Here is an 11,136-nt window from a genome sequence, read left to right on the forward strand (position 1 = left end):
CCCATGCGGCCATCGGTTGACCCGGGACGCCCGGCCGCAAGGCCGGGCGTTTCCGCGTCAGGCGCTTCGCGTCACTCGACGCGTGCGCCGACGGCGCGGACCAGCGTCGGCCAGCGCTCCGCCTCGGAGCGGATATGGGCGGCGAAGGCCTCCGGCCCGGTCCCCGTAACGGCAAACCCCTGGCTGGTCAGCGTCTCGCGCAGCGCCGGATCGCGCAGCGCCCGGCCGGTCTCCTCGGCGATGCGGGCGATGATCGGGCCCGGCGTGCCGGCGGGGGCGAGCAGCCCCTGCCAGGTGACGACGTCTAAATTCTCGATGCTCGGCACATCGGGGAGGGCCGGGCTCGGCTCGGCCGAGGTAACGGCGAGTGCGCGCAGCCGGCCGCCACGAATATGCTCGATCGCGGCGGGCAGAGTGACAAAAAGCGCATCGACATGGCCCGCCACCACGTCCAACACGGCGGGGCCGCCGCCACGATAGGGCACATGGGTGAACGCGATCCCGCGCTCGCGCGCGAACAGGGCGCCCGCGAGATGGCCGATGGAGCCGTTGCCCTGGCTTGCCACCGTCATCGCGCCCTCGGCGCCGCGGGCCGCCGCGACGAAGCCCGCGAGGTCGCGCACCGGGCTCGCTGGGTTGACCACCAGCACCTGCGGCGCGCGCACCATCTCGATGATTGGGGCGAAGTCGCGCACCGGGTCGTAGCCCACGCGCGGATACAGGCCCGGGTTGATGGTCAGCGGGTCGGAGCCGACCAGCAACGTCAGCCCGTCGGGCCGGGCGCGGGCGGTCAACTCGAAGGCGAGGTTGGACCCGGCGCCGGCGTGGTTCTCCGCCACCACCGGCTGGCCGAGCGCGGGCGAGAGTGCGCGGGCGATGGTGCGGCCGAGGATGTCCAGGCTGCCGCCGGGCGCGACGGGGATGATGATGCGCACCGCGCGGTCGGGCGCCCACTCGGTGCGGGCGGCGCCGGCCAGCACGCCGGCCTGGGCGGCGGCCTGGGCGCCGGCGCGGGAAGCGAGCGCGGCGAGGGGAAGCGCGCCCAGCAGGGCGCGGCGGGAGACGGTATGGTTCATGGGGTTGCTCATCGCTAGTTTTGGAATGTCTTTCTCCACACGCATGGAATGTGCGCAAGAAGAAGATTATTGTGCTAAGTAGGCCGCCATGAACGATGAAATCGCCCCCAAACGCCCAAGCGCGGAGTTGGACCACATCGACCGCGCGATCCTGCGGATGATCCAACGCGACGCCACCCTCTCGCTGGCCGAGATCGCGCAGGAGATCGGGCTGACCCCCACCCCCTGCTGGAAGCGCATCCGCCGGATGGAGCAGGCCGGCGTTATCACCGCGCGCGTGGCGCTCGTCGCCCCCGCCCTGGTCGGCCTCGACGTCTCGGTCTTCGTTGCGATCGAGACGGGGGACCATTCCGAAGGCTGGATCGAACGTTTCGCCCAGGTGGTCGCCAAGCGTCCGGAGGTGCTGGCCTGCTGGCGCCTTGGCGGCGATGTCGACTACCTGCTGCACGTCATGGTGCCGGACATGGCGGCCTTCGACAGCTTCTACCGCCGCCTCACCGCCGAGGTGCCGAGCCTGCGCAAGGTCACCTCCCGCTTCGCGATGGAGCGCGTGAAGGAGACCACCGCGCTCCCGATATGATCCTGGCGATTTGACCCTGTCGGGTGCGGCGAAGCCCGCTATGAAGTGCCGGTGAAGAATCCAGTCCGAATCGCGCCATCGCTGCTTGCCGCCGATTTCACGCGCCTCGGTGCCGAGGTCGCCGCGATCGAGAAGGCGGGCGCGGACTGGCTACATCTCGACATCATGGACGGCCACTTCGTGCCCAACATCAGCTTCGGCCCAGGGCTTATCAAAGCGCTGCGCCCGTTGAGCGCGATGCCGTTCGACGTGCACCTGATGATCGCCCCCGCCGACCCCTACCTGGCCGCATTCGCCGAGGCCGGCGCCGACTGGATCAGCCTGCACCCCGAGGCCGGGCCGCATCTGCACCGCTCGCTCCAGACGATTCGCGCGCTGGGCAAGAAGGCCGGCGTGGTGCTCAACCCCGCCACACCCATCGCCCATGTCGCGGAAGTGATCGACCTGCTCGACCTGGTCCTCGTCATGTCCGTGAACCCCGGCTTTGGCGGCCAGAGTTTCATTCGTAGCCAGCTCCAGAAGATCGCGGCGCTCAAGGCGCTGATCGGCGACCGCGACATCCGCCTCGAGGTCGATGGCGGCGTCACCACCGAAACCGCGCCGCTCTGCGTCGAAGCAGGCGCCGATGTGCTGGTCGCCGGCACCGCAGTCTTCGCCAAGCCCGACTACGCCACCGCCATCGCCGGGCTGCGCGGATGCTGAAGGGTCTGCTCCGCAGCTTCACCAAGCTGCGCCCCGTCCGCGCGCCCGAAGCGCCTTCGCGCCCGTTCCGCGACCTCTGGCCCGGCGATGCCGCCCGCGGCGCCCGGCTGCTGCGCGGCGAGTTCGAATATGCCGGTTCCGTCCGCCCGCTGCTGCCCTCCGACGAGGCCGGCGCGCCGCCGATCGGCTGGGGCGACCAGGATGGCGCGCCGCCCTGGCGCGTCGCCGTGCACAGCTTCTTCTGGCTGCGCGACCTGCGCACGCTGGGCTCCGACGCCGCGCGCATCCGCGCCCGCGCGCTCTCGGCGGACTGGCTCGCCATCGCCCACGCCCCGCTCGCCTCCGCCCCCGAGGTCGTCGGCGCCCGCATCTCCTCCTGGCTCGGCAACTGGGATTTCTTCGCCGCCACCGCCGAGGACGGCTTCCGCCGTGCCATCATGCAGCGCCTGGCGACCGATGCGCGCGACCTGATCGCCGCCCTGCCCGCCGAGGCCGCGCATCGCGGCGCCCTCGTCGCGCTCAAGGGCGCGCTGGCCGCCGCCGTCGCCCTGGATGACGACGCCTTCCTGCAGCGCTGCGTGCGCTTCCTGCCCCCCGAGCTGGAGCGCCAGTTCCACCCCGATGGCGGCCATATCGAACGCAGCCCCGCCCAGCAGATGGAGGCCCTGAAGGACCTCATCGAGATCCGCAACCTGCTGCACGGCGTCGAGATCGAAGCCCCGCCCCACCTCACCGTCGCACTCGACCGCGCCGCCCCCGCGCTGCGCTCGCTCCGCCACGGCGACGGTGGGCTCGCGCTGTTCAACGGCACGCGCGACGAGAACTCCGCCATGGTCGACCTGGTCCTGACGCAAGGCCAGGCCCGCAGCCGCGCCCCGCTGGTCCTGCCCGAGACCGGCTTCCAGCGCCTGCAGGCCGGCCGTACCCTTGTCATCATCGATTGCGGCGCCCCCCCGTCCCAGCGCGCCGGCGCCACCGGACCGGGAGGCATCCCCCGCGGCGCCGACCGCTTGGCGCACGCCGGCACCCTCGCCTTCGAAATGTCCGTCGGGCGCGAACGCATGATCGTCAATTGCGGCGCCGCCCCCGCCGCCGAGGCTGGCTGGCGCGACGCACTCCGCGCCACCGCCGCACACTCCACCCTCACGCTGTCGGACACCAACAGCGCCGAACTGCGCGATTCAGGCCTCGGCCGGCGCCCCGAACGCGTCGAATCCGAACGGCAGGAAGCCTCGGGCGGCCAACTCCTCGAACTCAGCCATGACGGCTACGCCCGCGCCTTCGGCGCCATCCACCGCCGCCGACTCTATCTCTCGGAATCCGGCGACGATCTGCGCGGCCACGACCGCGTCGAAATGGCCGAAGGCAAACCGCTCCCCGGCTTCGCCGTGCGCTTTCACCTGCACCCCGGCGTCACCGCCTCCGCCCAACAGGACGAGACCGCCGTCCTGCTCCGCCTGCCGTCGGGCATCGGGTGGCGCCTGCGCGCCAATGGCGCGCGCGTGGCGATCGAAGAAAGCGTGCACCTCGGCTCTGACGCCAAACGGAGCCAGCAGATCGCGCTGTTCGCCACCGGCGACACCGGGCTAGTGCAATGGGCCATCAGCCGCGTGAGCCTGCCGGCGCCGTGAAGGCGGGGGGCTCCGCCCCCTCGACCCCCGCCAGGGATCGCGCCGATCCCTGGACCCTGGCGTGTGTTGGTCCTGGGTTTGGAAGGTGGGTCCTGGACTTTTATCAGGGCCTGTCATCGGGAGAGGGTGGCCGGGAGCGATCACCAGATGAGAGCGCGTGACGGCCACCCTCTCCCGATGACAGGCATTCCGGACAGACCCCAGAACCACCCTCCCAAAACCAAGAACCAACAAATGGAGGTCGAGGATCGACACGATCCTCGCGGGGTCCAGGGGCAGAGCCCCTGGCCTTACTGCGCCGCCATCCGGCGCAGTGCCGAGCGCGACACCTTGCCCGAGCTTGTCACCGGCATCTCTGTGAGGAAGGCGAAGTGGCGCGGCGCCTTGTATCCGCCGAGGCGTTCGCGGACATGCTGGCGCAGCGCATCTTCGAGGGCCGCGTCGGCCGTGACGCCCGCGGCCAAGCGGATGCAGGCCTGCACCGCTTGGCCGCGCTCGGCGTCGGGCACGCCGATCACCGCGGCCTCGGCCACCGCCGGATGCGCCATCAGCACATCCTCGATTTCAGTCGGCCCGATGCGCGCGCCGCCGGCCTTGATGAGGTCGTCGCCGCGGCCGCGGTACCAGTAGTAGCCATCGGCGTCGCGGACCGCGAGGTCGCCGGTGCGGATCCAGGGGCCGAGGCGCATGGCCGCGGTGAGGTCGGGCCGGTTCCAGTAGCCGAGGAAGAGCGTGGGCGTGGTGGGCACGGTGACGATCTCGCCCACCTCGCCATCGGCGATCTCGACACCCGCTTCGTCGACAAGGGCGGCGACGTGGCCTGGGTATTCCCAGCCCATCGAGCCATGGCGGATGGGGCGCAGCGCGCGGCAATTGCCGATCATGTGGTTGACCTCGGACATGCCGTAGCCCTCGTTCAGCACGGTGCCGAGCGCCTCTTCCACCCAGCGGATGGTGCGGACGGGCAGGGGTTCCCCGCCGGTGAAGATGCAGCGCAGGCGAAAGGCGCGGCCCTGCCGCGGGTGGGCGATCTGCGCCATGCGGTTCAGGCCGGTCGGCAGCAGCAGCGTGTGGGTCACGCCGTGCCGCGCCATGAAATTCAGCGCCCAGTCCGGGTCGAAGCGGTGGTTGCTGCACACCAGCATCTGGCCGGCCTGGAGCGCGGGGTAGATCGTGTCCACGAGGGCAGCGAGCCAGCCCCAGTCGGCCGGCGTCCACAGCACCGCGTCGGGCATGTCGAGCGAGAGGTCGTAGAAGAGTTCGATCGTCGGGCGATAGGCGTGCGGCAGGCTGTGCGCGTGCAGCACGCCCTTGGGCTGGCCGGTGGAGCCGGAGGTGTAGACCAGCAGCGCGGGCTCATCGGCGCGCGTCGTGACGCACGGGCCGGTCGCTGGCGCGGCGTCGCGCCAGGTGTTGAAGGCCATCTCGCCCTGCGCGGTGTCGCCGATGACCAGCACGTGTCGCAGGTCCGGGCAGTCCGCGCGGAGGAAGGCCACGGGGCGCCAGGCCTCGGCCTCGGTGAGCAGGACGGTCGCGCCGCTGTCACGCAGTGCGTGGCGCAGCGTGTCCGGCCCGTAGCGCTGCGACAGCGTCGTCGCGATCGCGCCCAGGCGGTAGGTGGCCAGGTGCGCCATCACCGTCTCGATCCGCGCATCGGTGTGGATGGCGACGCGGTCGCCGCGCCCGACGCCCAACCCGGTGAGCAGCGTGGCCAGGCGCCGCACCGCATCGTCGAGACCCGCATAGGTGATGTCGGTGATGGCGCCATCCGCCGCCTCGAAGCGCACCGCGACGCGATGCGCGCGCGGCCCGGTGGCGTGCAGGCCCAGCGTGTCGGCGGTGATGTTGGCGTGTTCGGGCAGCGGGATGCGCCAGCGGCCGGCCTCGGCCGGCTCCAGACCGAGATCGTGCAGCCTGGCCGCGAGGCCCGGCTCAGCCATCGGCGGGGACGAGCGTGACCATGCCGTCGGCGGCCACCGCCACGCGCGGCGCCGGTGCCAGGCGGGCGCGGTGGCCATCGAGGCTCGCACCGGTCCGCGCGTCGAAGCGCCAGCCATGCCAGGGGCAGCGGATCGCGCAGCCATCCTCGACGGGGGCATCCTCCAGCGGCCCGAGCCAATGCGGGCAGATGGTGGAATGCGCGACCAGCGCGCCATCCTCCAGCGCCACCACGCGGAAGGGGCGCTCGGCGAAAGCCACCACCAGCGGCAGGCGCGGCAGCAGCGCCGCGACCGGGCCGAGCTCCACCGGCTCGGGCTTCGGGCGGGGTGCGGCGGCCCAGGCGCGGGCGCGGGCCTCGGCCATCTCGCGATGCTGCATCATCGCCTCATCCTCGGACCAGAGGCGCTCGCAGCTCGCCATGTATTTTCCGCCGAGGACGGCGAGTTTCTCAGGGCGCATCTCCGGCAGGTAATAGCGCACCTCGACCGCGGTACGGTGCGCGTCCAGCGGCGTCATCAGCGTCCAGAAGCGGGTGCCGGCGCCGATGCCCTCCTCGAAGATTGCGGTGTAGCGGTGGCGCGCGCGATCCACCTCCAGGCGCAGCACCTGTTCGCGATCGGGCGTGCTGGGCGGCCGCGAGAGCCGGATGCGCCAGCCCCAGTCGCCGCTATCGAGGCGCTCGACGGCCGTGAAATAGCTGTCGTGCAGCGCGGGAAGGTGCTCCCAGTCGAACACGTTCTCGAAGATGCGGTCCACGCTCGCGCCGACCTCGCGCCGGTAGGTGGCGGCAAGGTGCAGCGCGGGGTCGGCGGCGGTGGCTTCCGGGGTAGTGCTGGTCATGCCGAGACGCGCCGGATGTTCCAGAACAGCGTCGGCCCCTTGAGCACGCCCTGCACGCTGCGCCGCCAGGCCGTCGGCTGGAAGAACTGGCCGAGCGGGATGTAGGGCAGGTCGGTGAAGGCCTGGGCCTGGATGCGCGTCGCAATCGCGCGCTGCGCGGCGAGGTCCGGCGCCTGCAGCCATTCCTCGCGCATCCCCTCCAGTGCGGGCGACTCCGGCCAGCCGGCGAAGGCGGCGGCGCCATGCGCGCGGAGGAAGAAGTTCACGCCCGGATTCATCAGGTCGAGGCCCGAGAGGAAGGTGCAGAACAGGTTCCACCCGCCCTGCGCCGCCGGCCCGCGATTGGCGCGGCTCTGCAGCACCGTGCCCCAGTCGCTCGGCGTGTAGTCGAGCTCCACGCCGGTGCGGCGCAGCATGTCGGCGGCGACTTCGGTCAGCGCCTGCACCTGCGGGTAGTCGGCCGGCCCGATCAGCTTCACCCGCTGGCCCGCCAGCACCGCGCGCGCGGCGGCCAGGTCGCGCGGGCCGGTGAGCGCGGCCATCCCCGCATCGCTCGCCATCGGCGAGGCGGGCGGGAAGAAGCCGATTCCCGCATTCCACATCGCCGTGTCGGTACCGGCGACCGCGCGCATGTAGTCCGGCTGCGCGACCGCGGAGAGCAGCGCGCGGCGCATCGCTGGGTCGTTGAAGGGGGGCGTGAGGTGGTTGAAGCGCAGCAGCGCGATGAAGCCGGTGGGGTCGGGGTTTTCCACCAGGATGTCGCGGTTGCGGCGCAGCAGCGGCAGCAGGTCGGTCGCGGGGTATTCCCACGCATCCACCTCGCCGGTCTGGATCGCGGCGGCCGAGGTCGCGGCGTCGGGGATGGTGCGCCATTCGACGCGGTCGAAATGCACCACCTTGCCGCCGGCGGTGCTGCTGGCGGCCTCGCCGCGCGGCACGTAGCGATCGAATTTGGCATAGACGTTGCGCGCGCCGGGCACACGTTCGGCCGCGAGGAAGCGGAACGGGCCGCTGCCCACCATCTCGGTGATGGCGCGGTCGGGCGGCGTGGCGGCGACGCGCTCGGGCATCATGAAGGCCACCGGTGGCGAGGTTTTCGCCAGCGCCGCGAACAGCATCGGGAAGGGTCGCTTCAGCCGGAACACGATGTCCCGGTCCCCGTTCGCCGCCAGCTCATCCGTCAGCGCCATGATGGTCTGGCCGAGCTGGTCGCGCGCCGCCCAGCGGCGGATCGAGGCGACGGCGTCGCGTGCGCGCACCGGCTCGCCATCATGGAAGACCAGGCCGGGGCGGAGGCGGATGGTGACGCGGCGGCCATCCTCCTCGATGCTGTGGCCCTCGGCCATCTGCGGCTGCGGGCGGAAGGCCTCGTCCTGGCCATAGAGCTGGTCGAAGATCATATAGCCGTGATTGCGGGTGATGTAGGTCGAGGTGAGGATGGGATCGAGGATCGAGAGGTCTGAGGCCGGCACGAAGCGCAGCAGGCTCGCCGACTGCGCCCGTGTCGCCCGGGGCAGGGCGGGGGCGGCGAGGGCGCCGGCGGTGAGGGCCATAATCGTCCTGCGATGCATGCCTTGCTCCTGATGCTGACCGGTGCGTCCGCTGCTCTACGGCTTCGCCCGACCCGTGGATGCGGGTACAGGAATGGATGGCCGCGGGGTTGCGCAAGGGAGCGTTGTTCGCAACGTCGAGCGAGAACGCCCCGCGCCGGTCCCCGCCGATGAAGGTCATCGAGGTCGCCAACGTCGATTTCGCGCTGCGCCATTTCGTCCTGCCGCTGATGTGCGGCGCCCGGGCGCGCGGCCATGAGGTGATCGGCGTCTGCGCGGAGGGGCCGCTGCTCGACACCGCGCGCGCGGATGGTTTTCGTATCGTGACACCGCCGATGGCGCGCAGCCTCAGCCCCGTCGCGCAATGGCGCGCCTACCGCGCGCTGCTCTCGCTGTTCCGCGCCGAGCGACCGGACATGGTGCATGCGCACATGCCGATTTCGGGGTTTCTCGCGCGCATGGCGGCGTGGCGGGCGGGCGTGCCCCGCATTGCGTACACATGCCACGGCTTCCTGTTCAACCAACCCGGCCCCTGGTGGCGGCGCGGGTTGTCCTTCGGGCTGGAGTGGCTGGCGGGGCGGGTGACGGATCGCTTCCTGACGGTGAGTGCGGAGGAGGCGGCGGATGCGCGCCGGCTGCATATTCATGCGGGGGCGGAGGCGGTGCTCAACGGGCGCGACCCGGCGGTGTTCCGCCCGGATCCGGCGGCGCGCGCGGCGTTGCGGGCGGAGCTGGGCGCAGCAGATGGGGATTGCGTGGTGATCGCCGTCTCGCGCCTGGTGCGGCACAAGGGCTACCCGGAACTGTTGCGCGCCATGGAGGCCGTCCCGGATGCCACGCTCTGGGTGGTGGGCGAGCGCCTGCCCTCCGACCATGGGCAGTCGTTGGACGCCGATTTCGCGCGTGCCGAGGCCGCGCTCGGCCCGCGGCTCAAACGCCTGGGCTACCGCCATGACGTGGCGCGGCTGCTGGCGGCGGCGGATGTCTTCACCCTGCCCTCGCATTTCGAGGGGCTGCCGATGTCGATCATCGAGGCCATGCTGACGGGTCTGCCGGTGGTCGCGACGGATGTGCGCGGGCCGCGCGAGCAGGTCGTGGCCGAGGAGACGGGGCTGCTGGTGCCGCCGGCGCAGGATGCGCCACTGGCCGCGGCGCTGGCGCGGCTGGCGGCGGACCCGGCGCTTCGGGCGCGGATGGGCGAGGCCGGGCGGCAGCGGGCGCGCGCGCTGTTCGACGAGGCCAAGGTGATCGGGCACACATTGGATTGTCTCGGATTGTGAAGGGGATGCCATGAGCGACCTCCTCCCCGGCGGCATGCCGCCCGCCTCGCGCGACCTGGTGGGACGGGCGCTATCGCCCTTTCCGCAATGGCCAGGCGATGCGCGGTTGGCGCTGTCCTTCGTCGTGAATGTCGAGGAAGGGGCGGAGATGTCGCTCGCCTCCGGCGACGAGCGGAACGAGGCGGTGTACGAGGTGAACCGGGAGGTGGTGGGCGCGCCGGACCTGTGCATGGAAAGCCACTTCGCCTATGGCGCGCGCGTTGGCATCTGGCGGGTGATGGACGCCTTCGACGCGCATGGCTTCAAGGCCACCTTCTCCTCGTGCGGTCGCTGCATCGCGGCCACACCCAGCCTCGCGGCCGAGCCGGCGCGGCGCGGGCATGAAATCAGCGCGCATGGCTGGCGCTGGGAAAGCCACGCCGGGATGGAGGAAGCGCGCGAACGCGCAGTGATCGCGGCGACCGTCGCAGCCATCGAGAAGGCCTGTGGCCAGCGCCCGGTGGGCTGGCACACGAAATCCTCCGCCTCGGTCAACACGCGCCGGCTGCTGATGGAGGAGGGCGGCTTCCTCTACGACAGCGACTGCTACGATGACGACGTCCCGCGCATGCACCAGGCCGCACCGCGCCCGCACGTCATCCTGCCCTACGCCTTCGACACCAACGACATGCGCTTCGGACCGGGTGGCGGCTTCGTGCAGGCGCGCGACTTCTCCGAATACTGCATCCGCGCGATCGAGCGGCTGCTGAAGGAGGGGGCGAGCGCGCCGAAGATGCTCTCGATTGGGCTGCATCTGCGGTTCATCGGCCGTCCGGCGCGGATCGGCGGGTTGGAGGCCATTCTCGAACACGTCGCCAAGCGCAGCGGCATCTGGGTGGCGCGCCGGCGCGATATCGCCGCGCATTGGGCGACGCTCGTCTGACACGAAGATGAAGCTTTGGTCACCGGCACGGGACGCTGAAACCCATGCCGGGTTTCCATTGTTTGACCAACATCGTATGGCACTTGGGCAAGGCATGTCCGGTTGCCCGGTGCGCTGTCGAGATGTCACGGAGCGCGGAACCCCGACGGGGTTGACGCGTTTCCCTTCGCACCGAAGTTGCGTGTTGCTACTGGATCGTCCGTCAGGGAGAAACAACGGGATGCGTATTTCGACTGTCTTGGCCGCAATGGCTCTGATGCTGCCCGCCGCCGGTGCCTTCGCCGAGGGCGGCGATGCCGATTCCGGCCAGCGCATCTTCAACCAGTGCCGCGCCTGCCACACCATCGAAGCCGGCGGCCGCAACGGCGTCGGCCCGAACCTGAACGGCATCTACAACCGTGCCGCCGGCCAGCGCGAGAATTTCCGTTACTCCGCCAACCTGCGTGAGCAGGCGGCGGCGGGCCTCACCTGGAACGACGCGACCCTGACGCGCTACCTGACCAATCCGAAGGACGTCCTGCCGCAGGGCGCCATGTCCTTCCCGGGCCTGCGCCAGCCGCAGCAGGTGGCGGACGTGATCGCCTTCCTGCAGCGCAGCTCCACGCCGCAATGAT

10 protein-coding genes are annotated in these 11,136 nt (G+C 71.1%); 6 read left to right on the forward strand and 4 right to left on the reverse strand.

Annotated features, from left to right (window positions below):
- Nucleotides 1-71: 71 nt before the first annotated feature.
- Nucleotides 72-1,076 carry a tripartite tricarboxylate transporter substrate binding protein gene (locus GXW79_RS02670; RefSeq protein ID WP_211872681.1) on the reverse strand — a complete coding sequence of 335 codons (1,005 nt, stop codon included), beginning with the start codon at nt 1,074-1,076 and terminating at the stop codon, nt 72-74.
- Nucleotides 1,077-1,164: 88 nt separating this feature from the next.
- Between GXW79_RS02670 and GXW79_RS02675 the strand changes: the two genes are divergently transcribed.
- From GXW79_RS02675 to GXW79_RS02685, 3 genes are read left to right on the forward strand one after another with little or no spacing between them, the layout of a single operon-like run.
- Entirely contained in the window at nt 1,165-1,656 is a 492-nt protein-coding gene (locus GXW79_RS02675) for an Lrp/AsnC family transcriptional regulator (protein WP_211872682.1), read from the forward strand.
- Between the two features lie 51 nt (nt 1,657-1,707).
- The gene (gene rpe, locus GXW79_RS02680) at nt 1,708-2,358 is read left to right on the forward strand and encodes a ribulose-phosphate 3-epimerase (protein WP_211872683.1); all 651 of its coding nucleotides are present in this window, start codon (nt 1,708-1,710) and stop codon (nt 2,356-2,358) included.
- Nucleotides 2,352-3,989, forward strand: coding sequence for a heparinase II/III family protein (locus GXW79_RS02685; RefSeq protein ID WP_211872684.1), 1,638 nt, complete (start codon nt 2,352-2,354; stop codon nt 3,987-3,989). The genes rpe and GXW79_RS02685 overlap by 7 nt, the downstream gene beginning before the upstream one ends.
- Before the next feature lie 290 nt (nt 3,990-4,279).
- On the opposite strand, the gene GXW79_RS02690 is transcribed toward GXW79_RS02685, so the two are convergent.
- From GXW79_RS02690 to GXW79_RS02700, 3 genes are read right to left on the reverse strand one after another with little or no spacing between them, the layout of a single operon-like run.
- Nucleotides 4,280-5,929, reverse strand: coding sequence for an acyl-CoA synthetase (locus tag GXW79_RS02690; RefSeq protein ID WP_211872685.1), 1,650 nt, complete (start codon nt 5,927-5,929; stop codon nt 4,280-4,282).
- A complete protein-coding gene (locus GXW79_RS02695) occupies nt 5,922-6,770 on the reverse strand; it encodes a Rieske (2Fe-2S) protein (RefSeq protein ID WP_211872686.1) in 849 nt (282 codons plus the stop codon). The genes GXW79_RS02690 and GXW79_RS02695 overlap by 8 nt, the downstream gene beginning before the upstream one ends.
- Nucleotides 6,767-8,341: an ABC transporter substrate-binding protein gene (locus GXW79_RS02700; RefSeq protein WP_211872687.1), complete on the reverse strand. Its 1,575-nt coding sequence runs from the start codon at nt 8,339-8,341 to the stop codon at nt 6,767-6,769. Before GXW79_RS02700 ends, GXW79_RS02695 begins: the two co-directional genes overlap by 4 nt.
- A gap of 149 nt (nt 8,342-8,490) precedes the next feature.
- On the opposite strand from GXW79_RS02700, the gene GXW79_RS02705 reads away from it, so the two are divergent.
- The 3 genes from GXW79_RS02705 (at nt 8,491) to GXW79_RS02715 (ending at nt 11,135) form a co-directional block, all read left to right on the forward strand.
- Complete coding sequence (locus GXW79_RS02705; RefSeq protein WP_211872688.1) at nt 8,491-9,600, forward strand: glycosyltransferase family 4 protein; 1,110 nt, start codon at nt 8,491-8,493, stop codon at nt 9,598-9,600.
- A gap of 10 nt (nt 9,601-9,610) precedes the next feature.
- The gene (locus tag GXW79_RS02710) at nt 9,611-10,522 is read left to right on the forward strand and encodes a polysaccharide deacetylase family protein (RefSeq protein WP_211872689.1); all 912 of its coding nucleotides are present in this window, start codon (nt 9,611-9,613) and stop codon (nt 10,520-10,522) included.
- 220 nt (nt 10,523-10,742) lie between these two features.
- Entirely contained in the window at nt 10,743-11,135 is a 393-nt protein-coding gene (locus GXW79_RS02715) for a c-type cytochrome (RefSeq protein WP_246503655.1), read from the forward strand.
- Nucleotide 11,136: the final 1 nt, after the last annotated feature.

The organism is Plastoroseomonas arctica, assembly GCF_018128965.1.
Taxonomy (GTDB): domain Bacteria; phylum Pseudomonadota; class Alphaproteobacteria; order Acetobacterales; family Acetobacteraceae; genus Plastoroseomonas; species Plastoroseomonas arctica.